22 protein-coding genes and 1 tRNA gene are annotated in these 20,149 nt (G+C 59.8%); 8 read left to right on the top strand and 15 right to left on the bottom strand.

Features of this window, described 5'->3' with window-relative positions:
- The first annotated feature begins 44 nt into the window (after positions 1-44).
- Both ACWPM9_RS11170 and ACWPM9_RS11165 read left to right on the top strand, forming a co-directional pair.
- Positions 45-995 carry an AraC family transcriptional regulator gene (locus tag ACWPM9_RS11170; RefSeq protein WP_484755181.1) on the top strand — a complete coding sequence of 317 codons (951 nt, stop codon included), beginning with the start codon at positions 45-47 and terminating at the stop codon, positions 993-995.
- A gap of 68 nt (positions 996-1,063) precedes the next feature.
- Positions 1,064-1,603, top strand: coding sequence for a hypothetical protein (locus ACWPM9_RS11165; RefSeq protein WP_484755180.1), 540 nt, complete (start codon positions 1,064-1,066; stop codon positions 1,601-1,603).
- Between the two features lie 44 nt (positions 1,604-1,647).
- On the opposite strand, the gene ACWPM9_RS11160 is transcribed toward ACWPM9_RS11165, so the two are convergent.
- The 9 genes from ACWPM9_RS11160 to ACWPM9_RS11120 all read right to left on the bottom strand — a co-directional run bounded on the left by ACWPM9_RS11160 (position 1,648) and on the right by ACWPM9_RS11120 (position 10,336).
- Positions 1,648-2,175 carry a gamma carbonic anhydrase family protein gene (locus ACWPM9_RS11160; RefSeq protein ID WP_484755179.1) on the bottom strand — a complete coding sequence of 176 codons (528 nt, stop codon included), beginning with the start codon at positions 2,173-2,175 and terminating at the stop codon, positions 1,648-1,650.
- Between the two features lie 37 nt (positions 2,176-2,212).
- Positions 2,213-2,659 carry a YaiI/YqxD family protein gene (locus ACWPM9_RS11155; RefSeq protein ID WP_484755178.1) on the bottom strand — a complete coding sequence of 149 codons (447 nt, stop codon included), beginning with the start codon at positions 2,657-2,659 and terminating at the stop codon, positions 2,213-2,215.
- Positions 2,660-3,142: a GNAT family N-acetyltransferase gene (locus ACWPM9_RS11150; RefSeq protein ID WP_484755177.1), complete on the bottom strand. Its 483-nt coding sequence runs from the start codon at positions 3,140-3,142 to the stop codon at positions 2,660-2,662.
- Positions 3,139-4,266, bottom strand: a complete 1,128-nt coding sequence (locus tag ACWPM9_RS11145; RefSeq protein ID WP_428186630.1) for an S-(hydroxymethyl)glutathione dehydrogenase/class III alcohol dehydrogenase — start codon at positions 4,264-4,266, stop codon at positions 3,139-3,141. The genes ACWPM9_RS11150 and ACWPM9_RS11145 overlap by 4 nt, the downstream gene beginning before the upstream one ends.
- A gap of 125 nt (positions 4,267-4,391) precedes the next feature.
- Complete coding sequence (locus ACWPM9_RS11140; protein WP_484755176.1) at positions 4,392-5,009, bottom strand: GNAT family N-acetyltransferase; 618 nt, start codon at positions 5,007-5,009, stop codon at positions 4,392-4,394.
- Between the two features lie 57 nt (positions 5,010-5,066).
- Positions 5,067-6,335, bottom strand: coding sequence for a zinc metalloprotease (locus ACWPM9_RS11135; protein ID WP_484755175.1), 1,269 nt, complete (start codon positions 6,333-6,335; stop codon positions 5,067-5,069).
- Between the two features lie 100 nt (positions 6,336-6,435).
- On the bottom strand, positions 6,436-8,448 hold the full coding sequence (locus tag ACWPM9_RS11130) for an acetyl-CoA carboxylase biotin carboxylase subunit (protein WP_484755174.1): 2,013 nt from the start codon (positions 8,446-8,448) through the stop codon (positions 6,436-6,438).
- Between the two features lie 143 nt (positions 8,449-8,591).
- The gene (locus ACWPM9_RS11125; protein ID WP_484755173.1) at positions 8,592-9,311 is read right to left on the bottom strand and encodes a hypothetical protein; all 720 of its coding nucleotides are present in this window, start codon (positions 9,309-9,311) and stop codon (positions 8,592-8,594) included.
- A gap of 74 nt (positions 9,312-9,385) precedes the next feature.
- The gene (locus ACWPM9_RS11120; RefSeq protein WP_484755172.1) at positions 9,386-10,336 is read right to left on the bottom strand and encodes a DMT family transporter; all 951 of its coding nucleotides are present in this window, start codon (positions 10,334-10,336) and stop codon (positions 9,386-9,388) included.
- Between the two features lie 313 nt (positions 10,337-10,649).
- Here ACWPM9_RS11120 and ACWPM9_RS11115 point away from each other — a divergent pair, with 313 nt between their 5' ends.
- Positions 10,650-11,054 carry a helix-turn-helix domain-containing protein gene (locus tag ACWPM9_RS11115; protein WP_484755171.1) on the top strand — a complete coding sequence of 135 codons (405 nt, stop codon included), beginning with the start codon at positions 10,650-10,652 and terminating at the stop codon, positions 11,052-11,054.
- Positions 11,055-11,061: 7 nt separating this feature from the next.
- Here the strand turns inward: ACWPM9_RS11115 and lipB are convergent, their stop codons facing one another.
- Positions 11,062-11,790 carry a lipoyl(octanoyl) transferase LipB gene (lipB, locus tag ACWPM9_RS11110; protein WP_428186637.1) on the bottom strand — a complete coding sequence of 243 codons (729 nt, stop codon included), beginning with the start codon at positions 11,788-11,790 and terminating at the stop codon, positions 11,062-11,064.
- Between the two features lie 182 nt (positions 11,791-11,972).
- Between lipB and ACWPM9_RS11105 the strand changes: the two genes are divergently transcribed.
- Positions 11,973-12,057 (top strand) — tRNA-Leu (locus ACWPM9_RS11105).
- An 86-nt stretch (positions 12,058-12,143) separates the two neighbouring features.
- Here the strand turns inward: ACWPM9_RS11105 and ACWPM9_RS11100 are convergent.
- A complete protein-coding gene (locus ACWPM9_RS11100; RefSeq protein ID WP_428186638.1) occupies positions 12,144-12,638 on the bottom strand; it encodes a BON domain-containing protein in 495 nt (164 codons plus the stop codon).
- 74 nt (positions 12,639-12,712) lie between these two features.
- Positions 12,713-13,201: a peptide deformylase gene (locus ACWPM9_RS11095; RefSeq protein ID WP_484755170.1), complete on the bottom strand. Its 489-nt coding sequence runs from the start codon at positions 13,199-13,201 to the stop codon at positions 12,713-12,715.
- A gap of 222 nt (positions 13,202-13,423) precedes the next feature.
- Here ACWPM9_RS11095 and mgtE point away from each other — a divergent pair, with 222 nt between their 5' ends.
- From mgtE to ACWPM9_RS11080, 3 genes are all read left to right on the top strand, one after another.
- On the top strand, positions 13,424-14,839 hold the full coding sequence (mgtE, locus tag ACWPM9_RS11090; protein WP_484755169.1) for a magnesium transporter: 1,416 nt from the start codon (positions 13,424-13,426) through the stop codon (positions 14,837-14,839).
- Positions 14,840-14,914: 75 nt separating this feature from the next.
- Positions 14,915-15,301, top strand: coding sequence for a MerR family transcriptional regulator (locus ACWPM9_RS11085; RefSeq protein ID WP_428186641.1), 387 nt, complete (start codon positions 14,915-14,917; stop codon positions 15,299-15,301).
- Positions 15,302-15,323: 22 nt separating this feature from the next.
- On the top strand, positions 15,324-15,815 hold the full coding sequence (locus ACWPM9_RS11080) for a DUF2867 domain-containing protein (RefSeq protein WP_484755168.1): 492 nt from the start codon (positions 15,324-15,326) through the stop codon (positions 15,813-15,815).
- A gap of 31 nt (positions 15,816-15,846) precedes the next feature.
- Here ACWPM9_RS11080 and ACWPM9_RS11075 read toward each other — a convergent pair whose 3' ends face one another.
- The 3 genes from ACWPM9_RS11075 to ACWPM9_RS11065 all read right to left on the bottom strand — a co-directional run bounded on the left by ACWPM9_RS11075 (position 15,847) and on the right by ACWPM9_RS11065 (position 18,076).
- Positions 15,847-16,320 carry a methyltransferase family protein gene (locus ACWPM9_RS11075; protein WP_428186643.1) on the bottom strand — a complete coding sequence of 158 codons (474 nt, stop codon included), beginning with the start codon at positions 16,318-16,320 and terminating at the stop codon, positions 15,847-15,849.
- A 4-nt stretch (positions 16,321-16,324) separates the two neighbouring features.
- Positions 16,325-17,302, bottom strand: a complete 978-nt coding sequence (locus ACWPM9_RS11070; RefSeq protein WP_484755167.1) for an acetyltransferase domain-containing protein — start codon at positions 17,300-17,302, stop codon at positions 16,325-16,327.
- Positions 17,303-17,383: 81 nt separating this feature from the next.
- Positions 17,384-18,076 (bottom strand): DUF599 domain-containing protein, encoded by a 693-nt coding sequence (locus ACWPM9_RS11065; RefSeq protein WP_428186645.1) that lies wholly within the window; start codon positions 18,074-18,076, stop codon positions 17,384-17,386.
- 645 nt (positions 18,077-18,721) lie between these two features.
- Here ACWPM9_RS11065 and ACWPM9_RS11060 point away from each other — a divergent pair.
- Entirely contained in the window at positions 18,722-20,122 is a 1,401-nt protein-coding gene (locus ACWPM9_RS11060) for an L-serine ammonia-lyase (RefSeq protein WP_484755166.1), read from the top strand.
- The last annotated feature ends 27 nt before the right edge of the window (positions 20,123-20,149 follow it).

Raw genomic sequence — 20,149 nt, 5'->3', positions numbered from 1 at the left:
CTCTATATCTCTAAGGCCAGATTATTGTTGAGATCGTCCGCAACATGTTTGATGCATTAAGCTCCATCTTCGAATTGCTCGATCTGGAAAGCGCACGTTGCACGCGGCTCGAGGCGGCCGGCGACTGGTCGCTGCGCTTCCCGGAAAAGCGCGCCATCAAGTTTGCCGCCGTCATTCGGGGTGGATGCTGGATGATCCACCCCGATCACCAGCCGATCCGGATGGAAGCGGGTGACGTCTTCCTTCTATCCCAGACGCCCGCCTATGTATTGGCCAGCGATCCGGCACTGCCGCCGGTGGACGGAGCGGCAGTGATCGACTGGAACGCATCCGATATCGGTCACTGGGGTGGCGATGAGGTCGTTCTTCTGGGCGGCGCCTTCAAGGTCAGTGCCCTGCACGAGCATCTGTTGACGGATGCCTTGCCCCATTTGATGCACATCCCCCGCGATGCGCCGTCGGCATCGGGATTGCGCCGCACCCTGGAAATGCTGGAAGTCGAATTCTCGCATTCGGACATGGGCTCGCAGCTGCTGCGCCATCATCTGGCCGACATGCTGCTGGTCCAGATGCTGCGCGCCTTTTCCAGGCGGGAGGATCTTGGTGGAAAGGAGGTCCGGGATAGCCGTCGCAACGACTGGCTCGGGGCGTTGACCGATCCGCGCCTCGCAAGGGCACTGAACGCCATCCATGCCGAGCCGCAGCACCGGTGGACGCTGAAGGGTCTGGCTTTGGTGTCGGGAATGTCACGCACCTCGTTTGCCGAGGCCTTCCGCGCCGCTATCGGCCATCCGCCGATGGAGTATGTGCTGCGTTGGCGTATGCAGCTTGCTGAAGACCGGATCCAGCGAGGCGAAGCGATTGCCGGCATCGCAGCCGAACTCGGCTACGCCTCCCAAAGCGCCTTCGGCGTCGCCTTCAAGCGGCTGAAAGGCTATTCGCCGAAAGCTGCCTCGCGGCGAGCAGCAGAAATGTCGAAAGTGCGATTGTATTGAAACATGGGCGTCAAGAAGAACCGCTATGCTTGAACTCCAAGGTCCCAAGTAAAGCCGGGGAGGTTCCAGTGAATTCAACCTTCAAGGAATTGAGCGATAGGATTGGCCATGTCGGCGAACTCTATGCACGCGTGCATGATATTGACCGAACGCCGGACTGGTATCTTCTGAAGCTCACCGAAGAACTGGGTGAACTGACAGCCGAGCATCTGTTGCTGAATGGTCTGGCAAGGCCGCTTGCCGGTGGTTCAGGCGGTACGCGCGAAGCCTTGGAGGATGAAGCGGCCGACCTCTTTGGTCAATTGGTTCTCTATCTGCGTGCAAATGAGATCGACATCGAGGCCGCGATCGAGCGCAAATGGTTGCGGCATCTCACCGACTACGAGGAGATGGCCGATGGCCGATGGGCAAATTGGCAAAGAGTTACTCGCGCCGTCGGGCTGAGAGATAGAACAGCAACGCCGCCAGAAGCAGCAGTGGCACAGCGATCGCTCCAGCGAAAAGCGGAATCATGCCGGCCATCTCATCAAACTGGCGACGCCCTGTACTTGTCTCAAGCCCCCACCAGCAGAAAAGCAATCCGAAGAGACCGAGCACGGCGAAAATGACGGAAACAGGTCTCATCATTGCAATCGGCCTCCGCCCGTAAAGATCACACCACCTTCAAATCCCGTTTGAACCGCTTCCAGTTCGCCACGTAATTCTCCGCCGACGTCGTCAGCCCCTTGGCCGCATCGCCGTCCAGCGTCCTGACCACCCGCGCCGGCGAACCGACGATCAGGGAGTTGTCGGGAAATTCCTTGCCCTCGGTTACCAGTGCATTGGCGCCCACAAGGCAGTTCCGACCGATCTTCGCGCCGTTCAGGACGGTCGCACCCATGCCAATAAGCGAATTATCGCCGATGGTGCAGCCATGGATAATGGCGTGATGGCCGATGGTGCAGTCCTTGCCGATTGAGACAGGGCAGCCCGGATCGGTATGCACCATCGCCCCTTCCTGGATATTGGAGCCGGCACCCACCGTGATCGGTTCGTTGTCGCCGCGCAGAACCGCACCGAACCAGATGCCGACATCCGGCCCAATCGTCACCTGTCCGATGACATGGGCATCGGGTGCCACCCAGAAGTTCTCGTCTTCAGGTGTCTTCGGCGTCAGGTTTCCAAGCGAATAGAGCGGCATGGCGGTCCTCCGATGGTGGTCTTTTCAAATCCGGGCGTCAGCCCGCAGTCTTTACCCGCCGGCACAGCCTGTCCAGCATTTCCAGAAAGGCCGAGCGGTCGCGGGGTGAGAAGGCGGCGTTATAGCCCTTGCTTTCGCCGGTCTCGCGCAGATGGGCGCCGAGATCGCGCATGGCGCTGGCCATGCCAATATTGGTCTCGTCGAAAAGCCGTCCGGTCGGACCGGTCACCAGGGCACCTGTGCCAACGCAGCGTACCGCCAGCGGCACATCCGCCGTCACCACGATATCGCCGGGGCCGGCGCGCTCGGCAATCCAGTCATCGGCCGCATCGAACGAAGCCGAGACAATCACGATCTTCACCATCGGATCGCGCGATGGGCGAAGACCGGAATTGGCCACCAGCGTCACCTCGATGCCGTGGCGTTCGGCCACTTTCAGAATTTCCGGCTTCACCGGGCAGGCATCGGCATCCACATAGATCATTCAGTCCGCCTTTGGCTGGCCGGGCGCATGGCGCAGCATGTCGACATGCGGAATATCGTCCTCCAGATATTCATCCGAGACGACTTCAAAGCCGAAACTCAAATAGAATTTCTGCAGATGGCTTTGGGCAGCAAGGGCAATCGGGTGACCGGGAAAGCGTGTTTCGCACACCGTCAGCGCCTCGCTCATCACCGCTTCGCCCAGACGCTTGCCGCGATGTGTCGGTGCCACCACCACGCGGCCGATGCGCGCCTCGCCATTCAGTTCGTCAGGCGCAAAGAGGCGTGCTGCCGCAATCACGACGCCTCCGTCCAGCAGGCGCAGATGCAGCGCCAGCGCGTCCTTGCCGTCGAGTTCGGGGTAGGGGCATTCCTGCTCGACGACAAACACGTCAACGCGCAGTTTCAGTAGCGCATAGAGGTCGCGTGCGGAGAACTCGTCGAGCCCCCGCACGTCCACGTCATAGGCGTTTTCGCCGCTCAATAGACCACCACGCCGCGGATCGATTCGCCCGAATGCATCAGCTCGAAACCCTTGTTGATGTCGTCGAGCGGCATGGTGTGGGTGATCATCGGATCGATCTGGATCTTGCCGTCCATGTACCAGTCGACGATCTTCGGCACGTCCGTGCGGCCGCGCGCGCCACCGAAGGCCGTGCCCATCCAGTTGCGGCCGGTGACCAGCTGGAACGGACGGGTGGAGATTTCCTGTCCGGCGCCGGCCACGCCGATGATGACCGACTTGCCCCAGCCGCGATGCGAGCTCTCCAGTGCCTGACGCATCACCGTTGTATTGCCGGTGCAGTCGAAGGTGTAGTCCGCGCCGCCGATCAGGTCGCCATGACGCTTGGTCATGTTGACGAGATACGCCACGATGTCGCCGTCCACTTCCTTCGGATTGACGAAATGCGTCATGCCGAACTTCTCGCCCCATTCCTTGCGGTCCGGGTTGATGTCGACGCCGATGATCATGTCGGCACCGGCGAGCCTGAGACCCTGCAGCACGTTGAGGCCAATGCCGCCGAGACCGAAGACGATCGCCGTTGCGCCGATCTCCACCTTGGCCGTGTTGATCACGGCACCGATGCCGGTCGTCACGCCGCAGCCGATATAGCAGATCTTGTCGAAGGGCGCGTCCGGGTTGACCTTGGCGACTGCGATTTCGGGCAGAACGGTGAAGTTGGCGAAGGTCGAGCAGCCCATATAGTGGTGGATCTTGTCCTTGCCGATGGAGAACCGCGACGTGCCATCCGGCATCACGCCCTGGCCCTGGGTCGAGCGGATCGAGGTGCACAGATTGGTCTTGCGCGAGGTGCAGGAATAGCATTCACGGCATTCCGGCGTGTAGAGCGGGATCACGTGATCGCCCTTCTTCACCGAGGTCACGCCGGGGCCGACATCGACGACGATGCCAGCACCCTCATGGCCGAGAATGGCCGGGAACAACCCTTCCGGGTCAGCGCCCGACAGCGTGAAATCGTCTGTATGGCAAATGCCGGTCGCCTTGACCTCGATCAGAACTTCGCCGGCCTTGGGGCCTTCCAGCTGAACGGTCATGACTTCGAGCGGTTTTCCCGCCTGTACGGCTACGGCTGCGCGAACGTCCATGGGGTGTCTCCTGATTGTCTTTAGATTTGTGAGCGACCTTGGCACAGCAAAAGTGATTTGCTCAAGGTCGAATTCCGCAAATTCGGTGCGACCATGCGATCAATTCAGCGTTTCTACGGGATGGGTCACTTTGGTTCGATCAGTGGCACATGGGCCGCTGCATCCTTGCGCATCTGCCCCGTCAACCGCGGATCCTCGTCCACTTCCACATAAGAAGCATAGGGCGTGAAGCCTGAGCGCTGATAAAAGGCAAGGGCAGCCGGATGGTCGAAATGGCAGGTATGCACCCAGAAGCGCTTGATTGGCTTGGACCAGGCCTTGTCGATGGCTGCATTCATCAGCTTGCGCCCTGTTCCCGAGCCGATTGCCTCAGGCGCCAGGCCAAAAAAGGCAAGCTCACATTCCCCGTCCTGCCGGAAATCCAGTTCCAGCAGTCCGACGCGTCTTTCTCCATCCATCACTGTATGGATCTCGACCTTTGGGTCATGGAGGATTGCGGTCAAGTCTTCATCCGCCATCACCAGCCGCGACATCCACATCCACTCCTCGCCGATCCGGCGAAAGAGATCGCGATAGCCATCCGGATCGGCGTTTTCCCAGCGCTCGATACGAAGGCTGTCACCGGGAGGGTCTGCCTTGACGGGCGGCTTTGCCAACATTTCCAGGCAGATGACGACATTGGCAAGCATGCCGGGCGGCACGCGGGAATAGCCGGTGGGGAGAGGGGGATTATTCGTGTCCATGGTCGCGACTTGGAGCCGCTGACGGCGCCGCTGTCAAGCCTGATGGAAGGGTTTGCCTCAGCCAAACAGGCTGTCACAGGCCGTCACCACCGCATAGGCGTGGATCAGCACGGCCGCATAGAGCCCGAACCCGGTCAGCAAACGTTCCGCGCCCGTCATCTCGTCCAGCGCATGGCGGGGTTTTGCGCCGATGGCCCCCATCAGGCTCATCAAGATGAAGACGGCAAGCGCTGCCAGCAATGCGCTGGTGGGCACGCCAATGCGCCAGCCGGTCCACAAGATAGCGAGCGCAATGCCAAAACTGGTAACCGCAAGCGCCTTGCGCGACTGGAAGATTTGGCGGAGCACCTGCCCGCCGTCGAAGCGTTGCATGGGAAGGAGGTTTAACAGGTTGAAGGCACCGAGAATGAGCAGCATCGCCATGGCCGGGGCTTCGGTCGCCGTCGGTGCCAGTCCCGCATGGGCCGATTGACCGAGCACCGCCAGGATCGGCACGAAGAAGGCCGACATCCCCGGTCCCATCAAGGCACAGGTCGCCACCTCGAACTGACTGTTATAAGGCCGGCCCCCAATGGCGATGCCGCCCAGCAGCGGTACGAAGATCATCCGCACGGTTTGATGGCCAAAGGCGCGATAGGCGGCCATGTGGCCGAACTCGTGCAGCACGATCACCATGGTCAGCATGGTCGACATCGCCAGACCTTCCCGGTTCAGCCCGAAAAATGGCCACAGGATAAGCGTCGACAGCAATGCCAGAATGATCTGCATGCCCGGATGTTCTAAAAGCCCATTGGTGCGCCGGGGCAGATGCTCCACATGCGCCTGAAGCGCCGAGGCCTCGCGGCCAAGCTGGAAATAGCGGTAGAGATAAAAGGCAAGGCCACGGTAACGGTCGGTCTGCTCGATCGTCACCGCCGCGCCGCCCGGAACAGCGCGCACCGAGCGCCGCTCATGAAAATTCTTCCAGAAGCTCTGGTCCAGCGCGCTATCGGCCACGATCTCCATATCGACCGTCAGATCCGGTCCCGCCGTATTCTGTTCAAGCGCTGACTGAAAGGTCCGCGTGATCGGCTTTCCATAGCGGTCCGGCTGCTTGAAATACACCTCTGTCTGGTCGCCTTTGCCGCCCACCGTCTCGCTGCGCAGAACCGAAGGGTTCCACTGCGCAAATCCGTCGGGCTTCAACAGCGCAAAGATGGCCGAAGCGTCACCCTTCAGGCGGAGGTCACGACGGATCGTGCGACGGCCGATCGGTGCGGCAAGCAGGAGCCAGAGCAGGCCGAGATTGACGACAAGAAGGATTATGGCCGGGAGCGGTAGGGTCACGATCTGGTCCCCGCAGAATTTGAGCGCGCAGGGTACAGTTAGCGCAGCCGTCTTAGTAGAGTGTTCAAGCTTTTGCTAAAATTGAAGATAAGCGGTTAATTTATTGAAATTCCATGATAACCGCATCCACTGCCAGGCTCTCTCCGGCCGCAGCCTTGATGCTGGATATGGTCAGGTCACGCTCGGCGCGCAACACATTTTCCATCTTCATCGCTTCCACGACAGCCAGCGTCTCGCCAGTCTTGACCTCCTGGCCCTCTTGGACATTGATCGAGACCACAAGCCCCGGCATCGGGCAGAGCAGCAGCCTGGACGTATCCGGCGGCAGCTTGACCGGCATCAGCGCGTCCAGTTCCGCCTGTCGCGGCGTCAACACCTGCGCCGTGACGGAAAGGCCCTGCCAGTTGATCCGCGTGCCGCTCAACAGTGGACGGATCTGCGCCGTCACCGTCGTCTCGCCAACCACGCCGTTCCAGACAGTGGTGCCTGGACGCCAATTGCAGGTGACCGGCATCGCATCGGCGCCATCGATGGCCATGTCCATTTCAAAGGGAATGCTGACAAAGCCCTCGGCCAGACGAACCGGCACATAGGCCTCGCCGATCTTGACGACCCAGTGCTCCTTGAGCGGTGGAATCTGCTGGCGCAACCGGTCGGCCTGGTTCTCGCGTCGGCTCAATTCCGTCAGTGCCGCGGTCATGGCAATGGCCGAAAGCGTTGCTCTCTCACTCTCATCCGGCAGCATGGGCGCAAACCCGTCCGGATATTCCTCGGCAATGAAGGCGGTCGATATCCGGCCCTCCCGCCAGCGCGGATGCTTCATCAGGGCCGAGAGAAACGGCACATTGTGCTCGATGCCATCGACAACGAATCCGTCCAGCGCATCGCTCATGGCGTCCACTGCCTGCTTGCGGGTCGGCGCCCAGGTGCAAAGCTTGGCCAGCATCGGATCGTAGAACATCGAGATTTCCGCGCCTTCGAAAACGCCGGTGTCATTGCGCACGATCGTATCGCCGTTGCGCCCTTCCGCCGGCGGCCGGTAGCGTGTCAGCCTGCCGATGGACGGCAGAAAATTGCGATAGGGATCTTCGGCATAAAGCCGGCTTTCGACGGCCCAGCCATTGAGCTTGATATCGGACTGGCTGAGCGACAATGTCTCGCCGGCCGCCACCCTGATCATCTGTTCCACAAGATCGATGCCGGTGATCAGTTCCGTCACCGGATGCTCCACCTGCAGGCGCGTATTCATTTCGAGGAAATAGAAATTGCGGTTCGCATCGACGATGAACTCCACCGTGCCGGCGCTCTGGTAATCCACGGCCTTGGCCAGCGCCACCGACTGTTCGCCCATCGCCTTGCGGGTCGCCTCATCCAGAAAAGGCGAGGGGGCCTCTTCCACCACCTTCTGGTTCCGCCGCTGGATCGAGCACTCGCGCTCGCCCAGATAAAGAGTGTTGCCATGCGAGTCGGCCAAGACCTGGATTTCGATATGGCGCGGATCGACGATGAACTTCTCGATGAAAACGCGGTCGTCGCCAAACGAACTCTTCGCCTCGGACTTGGCCCGGTCGAAGCCGTCGCGCACGTCGTCCTCGCTCCAGGCGATGCGCATGCCCTTGCCGCCACCGCCGGCGGAAGCCTTGATCATCACCGGATAGCCGATGTCGCCGGCAATGGTCTCGGCATGGGCTGCATCTTCGATGACGCCGAGATAGCCCGGCACCGTCGAGACATTCGCCGCATTGGCAAATTTCTTCGATTCGATCTTGTCGCCCATCGCCATGATGGCCTTGGGCTTGGGACCGATGAAGACGATACCTTCCTTTTCCAGCGCTTCGCAGAAGGAGGCGCGCTCGGACAGAAACCCGTAGCCGGGATGAACGGCCTCGGCACCTGTCTCCTTGCAGGCGGCAATGATCTTGTCGGCAACGAGATAGCTCTCGGAGGCAGCGGACGGACCGATATGCACGGCCTCGTCGGCCATTTCCACATGCAGTGCGTCCCGGTCGGCGTCGGAGTAGACGGCCACGGTCTGGATGCCCATGCGCCTGGCAGTCTTGATCACACGGCATGCGATTTCGCCGCGATTGGCGATCAATATCTTCTTGAACATGATGCTCCCGCCCCTCCGTCAATTCTTTCAGCCGTTTAAGCCACAAATCCGGGATGGGTTCAATCATGTGCCTATAGGCATTTGGTCTCGGGCCGGGGCAGGGATGGTCGGGCGGGCGGCGTTCTGTCCTTCGCCCTCCGCCCTCAACCCACGGCCCGCATCCGGTTGTCCCGAGGGTCGTCCAGCCGCAGCCAGGGTTGCTTTTCGCGAACCGGGGGAGACACCGCGTCATCGGGCACCTGACGCACCAGATCCATCAGGTCTGTCCAGGCCGCATGCTGCGCGCCGGTCGGCACTTCATCGTCAATCCGCAGCAGCACTGCGCGTTCTCCGGGAAGAAGCGTCTGGCGTCCGCGCTTGATGATGGCCTTGAACACACGATTGATGAAACGCAGATCGTTCTGGGTGACGCTGCGGGTATTGACCGGCCGCATGTCGCCATAGGCACCTTTGTCTTCACAAAGCGCCAGCGCGATCTGCTCGAGCACAAATTGAGGCAGGTCATCCGAGATCTCGCTGTCTGATTCCAGCAGATGGAAGAGAAGGTCTATTCCATCGGTGGTGTTGACGGCACCGGAAGACGACACGCACGACGTGATGCCGCGCGCACAGGCATCGTTGATCGCCCCGCCAGTCGCGCAGTCGCGGGCAATGAAATGCATCAGGGCGTCGGTGAAATAGGGGCGCGATAGCGGTGAACTGTCAGACGTGGACGCATAGAGTGCGTGCAGGGTCATCAGGTCACGAATGGCGCATGCACCACCCGGTAGCGCGTTGCGGCAAACCGCGCGCACCGCACCGTTATCATCAGTTGTAGCACCGGCGAAATGACATGCCGGGTGAGAGAAGCGAGACCCGCTCATCCAAAACTCCGTTTCTTCATGAAACTGGGCGGAGGACTAGCGCCGAAGCCTTTCGATTTCACCAAGAGGAAGGGTTACCCGCTGGTCGACACTTTCGTTAAAATGCCATGTTTCACCAGGCGATGTTCCCGCCACAGGATGAAAAGACCCGAGCCGACGATGATGGTAATCCCCAGCCATTTGGAGGCCGTGGGAAAGTCACCGAAAAGTGCATAACCAAGCACGGTCGCGGCAATGATTTCGAAATACTGAAAGGGCGCCAGCACCGAAAGCGGAGCCATGCGGAAGGCCTTCACCACCAGCAGGTGAATGAAGCCGGAGATTGCCCCGAGCAGTACCAGCAGGAGCAATCCCTTCAGTGATGCGGGCAGGGATGGTGTGAAATCTGCGTCACCCACACCATGGCCAATGCCAAGTGCTGCCACCATGAAAAGAGAGCCGCCAATACCGGCCAGCGTCTGCATGGTCATGGGCGAGTCGGCCGCGCCGAGTGCCCGATTGAGAAACATGTAGAGGGCAAAGAGAAAGGCGCAGGCAACCGGCAGAAACGCTGTCCAGCCGAAGATTTCATAGCTCGGCTGGATAACGATCATCGCCCCGGAAAAGCCGACGACGATGGCAAGCCAGCGCCGCCATCCGACACGGTCACCAAGGAACAGGGCAGACAGAGCCGTAAGGATGAAGGGCTCTACGAAATAGATCGCAAACACATCGGCCAGCGGCATGTATTTGACGGCGATGAAAAACAAAAGACTGGCCGCACCATGCAGAACGCCGCGAAGGAGATTGAAGCCCGGTCGCTTGCTTTTGAGTGCCGCGCTGCCGTTCAGCACCAGCAGGAAAGGCAGCGTACAGGCAAGCTGAAAGAAGAATCGGTAAAAGGTGATCTGTCCCGGGGACATCCCCTCGAAGGCAGCCATATATTTGGCGATCGCATCCATCAGCGGCAGCACCAGCATGCAGCCACCCATGAGCACCATGCCCTGCAGGACCGTGCCCTGTAACCCTGTGCTGTCCTGTTTCATTCTGGGGCATGTCCTTGGGTGAAAAGCGGTCTGTGAGCATATCACCGATACGGGAAGAAGCTGTGGACGGCGAGCCACAACTGTCTTTTTGCACCGATTCGGCCCAGGTGATTCTCCGCCCCCGGCAAATTCTGTCGCCTTCGGGGTGGCACCTGCCGACCCCGCTGCCTATGATATCGCCTATTCTTGCCGGCAACTCCCCGTGAGTTCAGCCGGCCCTTGGCAGGATCCCGTTGCGGCGGCCATGTGCGAATGCCACCGCTGCGCCTGGTGTCCTGCGCAAACGACAAGACAATGTCTGGAGACGGAAAGAATGAGGAAGAAACAGAACGAGATGCTGATCAGCGATGCCGGTGACGACACGCTTGGCGGCCGTCTGTCTTCTGCGCGTGATGCGGCGGGTATCGAGATGAAGGCTTTGGCCAACCAGCTGGGCGTCAAGCACGAAACCCTTCAGGCATGGGAAACCGACCGCTCCGAGCCACGTCCCTCGCGCCTCGTCAACCTTGCCGGCATTCTCGGCGTATCGCCCATGTGGCTGATGACCGGTGCCGGCGGCGGACCGATCGAATATGGCGCCAGTGACGCCGATGCCCCGCTGGAGGCCATGGCATCGGACCTGATGCGCCTGAAGGAACTTCACGAAGAGACCGGCCGACTGATCAACACATTGCAACGTCGACTGTCGGGCTATCGCGGAGAACAGATGGCAGAGTAACAGGTGCTTACGACGGGAGGCCGGGCTCGTTTGTGACCGGCCCGAAGACTGTCTCGAACGCCTCTTTCAGCCGTATGTCGACATCCGTCATCATGACCGGCAGGCCGAGGTCAACGAGGCTGGTCACGCCATAGGCGCTGATTCCGCAGGGAACGATGCCGGTGAAATGCGTTAGATCCGGATCCACGTTCAGCGACAGCCCGTGAAAGCTCACCCATTTGCGCAAGCGGATGCCGAGCGCTGCAATCTTGTCTTCTGACATGCTGCCATCTGGCAATGCGGGTTTTTCCGGGCGGCGCACCCAGACGCCGACGCGGTCCTCGCGGCGTTCGCCCTTCACATTCATCGAATCGAGTGTGCGGATGATCACTTCTTCCAGCGCCGCCACGAAGGCGCGCACGTCCTGACGCCGCCGTTTGAGGTCGAGCATGACATAGGCCACACGCTGGCCGGGACCGTGATAGGTATATTCACCGCCGCGTCCCGTGGCGAAAACAGGGAATCGGTCCGGTGTCAGGAGATCTGCCGCATTGGCGCTGGTGCCGGCCGTATAGAGCGGCGGATGCTCCAGCAGCCACACCAGCTCGTCCGCCTCGCCATTGGCGATGGCGGCCACTTCCGCCTCCATCTGCGCCGCCGCCTCCTCATAGGGCACGAGCCCTTCGGATATTCTCCAGCGGATCGGCGGAGAACCGGCATTGGCATACATTTCAACAGCTAGATCAGTGCGCAGCATAGGGGAACCTCTGCGCCTAAGTGGCAAGAATATCAACGAAGTTCAAGACCTGCAGGCCTTCCGTCTTCAGGGCATCCGGAAGGCTTTGAACGATTTATCAAAAATCTGTCACACCGGCCTTGTGCGGTTCAAAACCTTTTGCTACATGCTGCCCCGCCGGAGCAATTCGGCGCTACCACGATGCGGTCGTGGCGGAATTGGTAGACGCGCAGCGTTGAGGTCGCTGTGGGGCAACCCGTGGAAGTTCGAGTCTTCTCGACCGCACCAAAAACCCGGCTTTCGAGCCGGGTTTTTTGCATTTTAGACCTCAGGCAAGTCTTAGACCTCAGGCAAGTCTTAGACCTCAGGCAAGTCTAGTCGTTGTCCTGTGGAATATGGGTGTCGATTCCGCGCGTGTTGATGAGGTTCCGCACCTCCTCCACGCCTTTGGCACCCAGGGCTACAAGCTCGATCTTGCGGCGCTCTTCCGCCGTGTCCACGGCGCCGCGAAGCGTAACCACGTGCCGGTCGACATGGATGTCCACGCCCATCAGATCGATCTCACGGATCTCCTCAAGCGCCGCATTGACCTCAGATTCGACCTGATCGCTGTTTTCGCGACGATCGGTCTCCGGCAGGACGCTGTTTTTCAGCTTCGGCTGGAAACCGTCTGCCTCGACTTCGGTCACACGATAGCCCTCGTTGCGCTCGCGGTCGAAATCCGCTTCTGCCTTGCCATAGGGACCATTGCCAACCTCCGGCGCCACAGCACCCGCCTCATCGCTATAAGGCCAGCCTTCCTTGAGATCGCGCGCCTCGAAGTCGCGGTAATCTTCTTCGCGGGTGAATTCGGTTTTCTTGTCGATCATGATCGTGACCTCGGCTTTGATTGCAGTCAAAAGACAACGCGCAAGCCACCGCAAGGTTCACCAATCGAGCGAGATTATCGATTTTTCTTCCATTGCTTCACCAGCCGCTCTCGCTTTAACCGGGAAAGTCGCTGCAGCCAGAAGATGCCGTTGAGCTGGTCGATCTCGTGTTGCATGCAGATCGCCGCAAAGCCGTCCATGGCGCGTTCCTGAACCTGGCCGTCCAGATCCTGGTATCGAAGGCGAATGCTGGCCGGCCTTGTCACCGTCTCGGTTGCTCCGGGCATGGAGACGCTGCCTTCCGTATGGCTCGTTGTCTCGACCGAATGGCTGAGCACCTCCGGATTGATATAATCGTGCCGCCCACCGATCTCCGGGAGCTCCAGAACCACCACACGCAGAGGAATTCCGATATGGGCAGCGGTGATCCCGACACCCGGTGCCGCCCGCATCGTATCGTATAGATCGTCAGCAAGAGCCTTCAGCGATGCGTCGAATTGGGTCACGGGCGCACAGGGCACTGTCAGCCTGTTGTCGGGAAAGTAGACGAGGTCGCGTTTCATTTGCGTTTCCGTGATGGCGGTGGGAACTGCCAGGCACCGCCGGTTGTTATGCTGATGTCCGGTGGGTGGACCTTCCGGCGCGAATGGGCTAGCACGAGCCACATTCGCAAATGCGCATAGTCTCCATGACATTGCTATGCAGTTGTTGACAATACGTTTTCAGTCGCCATTGTCTGACCGGCGAAACAGACATGCGGCTGAGGCCGGGGAAGGGGCGGATCGATGAGCGATGTTGACGAAGACCTCCGCGCCACCGCTGCAGAAGAGAGCGGCCACGACATCTATGATGAAGATGGCTCTGTGCGATCCGACTTTCTCACGATGGTCGGCGCAGCCATCGCCGACCGCGACACGCTCTTTCTGCGCAATAACGTCGCCAGACTGCACGAGTCCGAGCTCGGTGACCTGATCGAATCTCTCCAGCAGGATCAGCGCTATGCGCTGGTCCACCTTCTGGGCGATGATTTCGACCTGACCGCTCTGACCGAGGTCGACGAAGCGATCCGCATGCAGATCGTCGACCAGATGCCGAACTCGCAGATCGCAGCGGCCATCGGCGATCTCGATTCGGATGACGCGGTCTACATTCTGGAAGACCTGGAGCAGGAAGACCGGGATGAAATTCTGGCGCAACTGCCCTTTACCGAGCGGGTGCGGCTAAGCCGGGCGCTGGATTATCCGGAAAGTTCCGCCGGTCGACGCATGCAGACGGAGTTCGTCGCAGTGCCACCGTTCTGGACCATCGGCCAGACCATCGACTATCTGCGCGACGACGAGGACCTGCCGGACAGTTTCTCGCAGATCTTTGTCATCGACCCGACCTTCAAGCTCCTCGGAGCCGTCGATCTCGACAACATCTTGCGCGGCAAGCGCATGGTCAAGGTCGAGGCGATCATGCGCGAGACCAACCATCCGATCCCGGCCGAGATGGACCAGGAAGAGGCAGCGCAGATCTTCGAACAATACGACCTTCTCTCCGCGGCCGTCGTCGATGAGAATGATCGTCTGGTCGGTGTGCTGACCATCGATGACGTGGTCGATGTGATTCACGAAGAAGCCGACGAGGATATCCGTCGTCTGGCCGGTGTGGGCGACGAAGAACTGTCGGACAATATCGCCGATATTTCCCGCTCGCGTGCGCCATGGCTCGCAGTCAACCTGCTGACGGCATTCCTCGCCGCCTCGGTCATCTCGCTGTTCGAGGCCACCATTCAACAGATCGTCGCGCTCGCTGTCCTCATGCCCATTGTCGCCGGCATGGGCGGCAATGCCGGCTCGCAGACCATGACCGTGACCGTGCGGGCGCTTGCCACCCGTAATCTCAGCATCCACAATGCCTGGCGCGTCGTGCGACGTGAGGCGGGCGTGGGGCTGCTGCACGGCATGGTGTTTGGTCTGTTGATCGGTCTGATCGCCGGTTTCTGGTTTCAGGACGTCAATATCGGCGGTATCATTGCCGCAGCCATGCTGATCAACATGATCGCCGCAGCCCTGGCCGGCATCCTGATCCCGCTGCTGCTCGACAGGCTCGAAATCGATCCTGCCGTCGCATCGGCCGTATTCGTGACCACCGTCACCGATATCACCGGCTTTTTCTCCTTCCTCGGATTGGCGACCTGGTGGTTCTCGATTAGTTGACGTGCACGTCAGAAAAAATTGACTTTTACGTAAATGACTTTACAGTGATCCGACGTGAAATAACTCGGATTTATCGTGAAAAAACACTACAGCATCACCGAACTGACACGCGAATTCGGCGTCTCGACTCGCACGCTTCGTTTCTACGAGGATGAAGGTCTTCTCCATCCGGAGCGCCGTGGGCGAACGCGTCTGTATCGCGCTGCCGATCGCCGGCTGCTGCAGGAGATCCTTCGCGGTCGCCGGATCGGCTTTACTGTCGCCGAAATTCGCGAAATTGTCCATGTCTACAAGGAACCGCCGGGCGAGATCGGCCAGCTCAAATTGATGATGTCGCGCATCGATCAGAAGCGTGAGGATCTGCGCCAGAAGCGTCGCGATATCGAGGAAACCCTCGCCGAGCTGGATACGGCCGAAGAAGCCTGTCTCACCCGCCTGGTCGAGATCGGCGTCGGCACGTGACCTGTTCGTCGCGGCACGCGCGGTGATTTCGACCGCCGATGGCTTCATTCTGGACGTCAGGGGCGCACTTCATTTCTTCGACACGCGCTCTGCCAATCTGCCTGTCGAGATGACGGCGCTTCAGGCGTGGAACCTCATCATCGCCGAGCCTTTGCCCTTGATGAAAACGGCGTTTCGCATCCGCGACGCCGTCGCATCGCGGTTTGGCGTCAAAAGGATCGGCGGCTTTTCCGGTGTGCCAAGGGAAACAGTCAGCATTGGCGACAGGCTGGATTTCTTTCTGGTCGAACATGTCGAGCCGAATGCGCTCGTGCTGACGGAGCGTGATCGCCACCTCGACGTCATGACCAGCATCCAGATCCTAGACAAGCGACTGACGATCACCTCGTCCGTGATCACGCACAATGCCTTCGGGCGACTTTATATGCTGCCTGTCGGTCCGGCCCACAAACTGATCGTCTCCACCATGTTGAAGCGTCTGCAGCGAAAGCTGGTTCGGCCCCTTGCGGTCTGAAGCCCTTTTCCGCCCAACTGACGCGCCTGTCTCAGATCCAGCGCCGCGTCTGTTGGCAGTAATGTTCGAAATCAGCCCCGAAGCGGCTCAGCAGATGCATCTCTTCGCAGCGGATCGCCATCGACGTGGTGAAAAACGCAGCCGTAAGAGCAGCCACCAGAAACCACGGGCTGGCGGTCACCAGACCGATGCCGATTGTCAACATCGTGTAGCCGAGATAGCTCGGATTGCGTGACAGCCGATAGGGTCCGTCCGTGACCAGCCTGTTGGCCCGCTTGTACGGCATCACCGATGTATGATGGCGCCACAGGGTCCGCACGGACCAGAGCTCGAGCGCAAGCGCCAGAACGATCATGAGCCCACCGGACAAAAGAAAGATGTCGCGGCTGCTTGGTGCAATCGACAGGTTGAAAAGACGTTCAAGCAGAAACGCCAAGGCAATCGCTGCCGCATAGAACAAGGGCGGCCAGTGAAAACGGGAAGGCTTCAGACGATGCGCATTCATGGGCTCAGTTCCCCGGGAAGCTGGATGCGGTGCACTCTTTCGCAATACGTGTGATATCCGCATTCTGACCCGCCTGGATTGCGCCAGACTGGAGTGGCGCGAAAAGCTTCTCGTTTTGCAACCTGTCGAGCGTGCAGGCGCAGAACTGGGTGCACAGCGTCGCGTCATTGCCTTGTTGAACACAGCTGGCATGGCAGCTTGCCAGATAGTCCTGCTGTGGATCGCGCGCGGCGGGCGGTACGGCCATGCTCATCGCATAGACCAATGCAATCAGCACCGGTTGATGCAGCAGATAGAACGCCAGACTGTGGCGACCGATGAAGCGCAAAATCCGGGGACCCGCAGGCACATTGGCAAGGCGGTGTTGCAGACCGAGCGCCAGCATCAACCGGCCACAGGCGATGCCGACCAGAACCACGCCGGCCCAGGGCAGCATTGGCACATAATCATTGGAGCGTGTCAGCACGGTCGATAGACCGACCCACTTCAGATAGGGCAGGTCGAAGACAGGCGAGCGCACATAGAATGGCAAAAGGATTGCCGCCGCACCGACGACCAGCGTGACGATCCACGGCAGGCGCAGGAAGGCCAGCCCGACAAGGCTTGCGGCCGCGATGCAATGCAGGATGCCGAAGAAGATGAAGGCGTCCGGCGTGAAGAACCATGTGGCAATGGTAATGGCGACCGCCGCGACAACGACCGTTGCCAAACGCCGCCAGAATGAGCGCCAGCGAATGCCCGGGTAATGGGCCAGCACAAGGCTGACGCCGACCAGAAGCAGAAAGCTGCTGGCAATGCCGCGCGCATAGATCCGCATCAGCCCGTGGGAGGCAGCGCCCGGATCCAGATAGCCGAAGAACTCCAGATCCCAGCCGAAATGGTAGGACGCCATGGCAATGAGAGCGATACCGCGCAGGGTGTCGAGCACGCCAATTCTGGGCAGGGACGCAGCGACTGTGGGGGCGGAGTGTGGGGCGGCCAAGGTCAATTCCCGTTGAATGCGGTTGTGGCGTGTCGACGATGTCGGTTCAGTCCGCGCAATGGGAGGGCGAATTCGGCCTTTTCATGGCAGCGTTGTCGATAGAGCCGTTCGACGTGCTTCGGAGAAGAATTGTCTGCGCACAAGCACGATAAAGACGAATATTGACGTTCCCATGAACACGTATGGCCCGGCAAACCAGCCGAGATAGCCGATGGACAGGAAGATCGCTCTCAGGCCGGCGTTGAAATGCTTGGCGGCGATGACATTCATCTCGATCACCCGGTCGATGGCAATTCTGGCCTGATCGATATCGACCCGTGTCTGCGCCATCATCGGCACCGCACCAAACAGGATCGTGCAATAGTTGAACAGCCGGTAGGACCAGCCGAACTTGAAAAAGGAATAGCCGAACATCGCCGTCAGGCCGCACACCTTGAGCTCGAATGCGGTCCGGCTGCTATGGCTGATAAAGGGAATGTCGCGAAAGACCGTATCCACCTGATCGGTCGCTCCAAGCAGCGCAAAGCAGCCACCGATGGCGAAGATAGAGGTCGATGCAAAAAAGCCGGTGCCATTCTGCAGGCCGGACAAAATTTGCGTATCGATCATCTTCAGATCGCGGGTCAGGGAATTCTCGAGCCATTCGCGCCGACGCTCCGCCATCGCCTGTGTCAGGCTCTTGCGCGGCAGCACCTGCGCAATGCCCGTGACCCAGGAAAACAGCATCCACAGCAGGGCAAACAATAAGAGAGCAATAATGTCTGTAATGGTCACCGATTCGCCCGCATGAATTGAAACTGGCAAAACTCTAGGCCACGGGCGATTGCGCAGACAAGGTAAATTTCCGTCAACCTCTCGGGCCAAATTGGGGCGGCGAAAAAATGTGATTTTCGCTCAAATTTTCGATAAATCTTTGATATCCCGACGTTCCATGCAATAGTCACATGGCTGTCATGTTGGAAAAGCCACGCATAAGCCATATTTTGCGATTGCGAAGAGAAGCGAATTTTAATAGATGAGCATCAGGAAAGCGGTCGGGGGACAGCTTTTACAACAAGCGAATTAATTCGGAGTCATTATGGAAGAAAGCATCCAGAAGTCCTGCTGGAGCATCACGTTTCGCGCGCTGCTCGGCTTTGCAGGCATCTTGGCGTTGGCTTATCTGTTTGGTCGTATCTGAAATCATCGATCCCGGTATTGCAAAAACGGCGTGGTCTTTCCCAGACCGCGCCGTTTTTGTATGCAAAGCTTGGTAAATCTGTTGATAGATGGGGAGAAAGTCACCATCTCAGGCTGACGAACGCCGTGACTTTTCACCGCGTGTCGCTGCCTTGAAAGGCAATGTCGGTTGGCCGCTACGCTTTTGTCGCGCACTCCTCTAGCGTTCCACCATAAACAGCAGGCAAGGGGCCGCATTTCATGTTTCTGTCCGTATTCGATGTGTTCAAGATCGGGGTTGGCCCGTCGAGCTCCCACACCATGGGGCCGATGTCGGCAGCCAACCGGTTTCTCGATCTGATCCTTTCGGACGACTGGCCAAGGCCGGCTGGTGCTCAAGTAGCAGGGTTGAAGGTCAGCCTGCATGGTTCGCTCGCCTATACCGGCATCGGTCACGGAACGGGCAGGGCGGTCATCATTGGTCTCATGGGCGAAGCCCCCGACACCATCGATCCCGACCGGATGGATGACATGATCGCCGAGGTCGAGCGCAAGGCGCAGGTGACGCCACCGGGTCATCCGGCCTACGCCTTCCAACCGGACACGGATCTGGTCTTCGACAAGAAAAACCCGCTGCCGGGCCATGCCAATGGCATGCGTTTTTCAGCCCTCGATCGCGATGGCCGCGTGATTCTCAGCACGGTCTATTATTCGATAGGCGGCGGCTTCGTCGTCACCGACACCGAGCTTGAAGCGACCAAGGCCGCCCGGAAGACGGCGGTTTCGACCAAGGTTCCCTATCCCTTCGCCAATGCCCGGCAAATGCTCGACATGGCCCGCGCGTCCGGCCTCACCATCGCCCAGATGAAGCGCGCCAATGAAGAGACGGTCATGAGCCGAGACGAGCTCAATGCCGGCATCGACCGCATATGGAACGCCATGACCGGCTGTATCGACAGGGGCCTGCGTCAGGACGGCATCTTGCCGGGCGGTCTGAAGGTCCGCCGCCGCGCCCGCTCCATCCACGAAAAGCTGGAACAGGAATGGCGTTCCAATCGCCTCAACCCGGTTCTCGCCAATGACTGGCTGTCGGTCTACGCCATGGCGGTAAACGAAGAGAACGCCGCTGGCGGTCGCGTCGTCACGGCACCGACCAACGGCGCTGCCGGCGTCGTGCCGGCCACGGTCCGCTATTATCTGCATTTCCATCCCGACGCCGATCAGGAGGGTATCCGCGATTATATCCTGACGGCCGCAGCCGTGGGTGGCCTCATCAAGACCAATGCGTCGATATCGGGTGCGGAAGTCGGCTGTCAGGGCGAAGTGGGCTCGGCCTCGGCCATGGCCGCCGCCGGCCTTGCCGCCGTCATGGGCGGATCGCCGGAGCAGATCGAAAACGCCGCCGAGATTGCGCTTGAACACCATCTCGGCATGACCTGCGATCCCGTGGGTGGCCTCGTTCAGGTCCCCTGCATCGAGCGCAATGCGCTGGGGGCCGTCAAGGCCGTCACCGCCGCCTCTTTGGCCTTGAAGGGGGACGGCGAGCATTTCGTCAGCCTCGACGCCTGCGTGGAAACCATGCGCCAGACCGGCAATGACATGAGCGAGAAATACAAGGAAACCTCGCTCGGCGGCCTGGCTGTCAATGCGGTCGAGTGTTGACGGCCGACGTCTTTTGCCTGCGTGACG

The sequence above is a fragment of the Agrobacterium sp. H141 genome, assembly GCF_057158725.1.
This window is presented reverse-complemented; position numbering and strand designations above follow the sequence as displayed.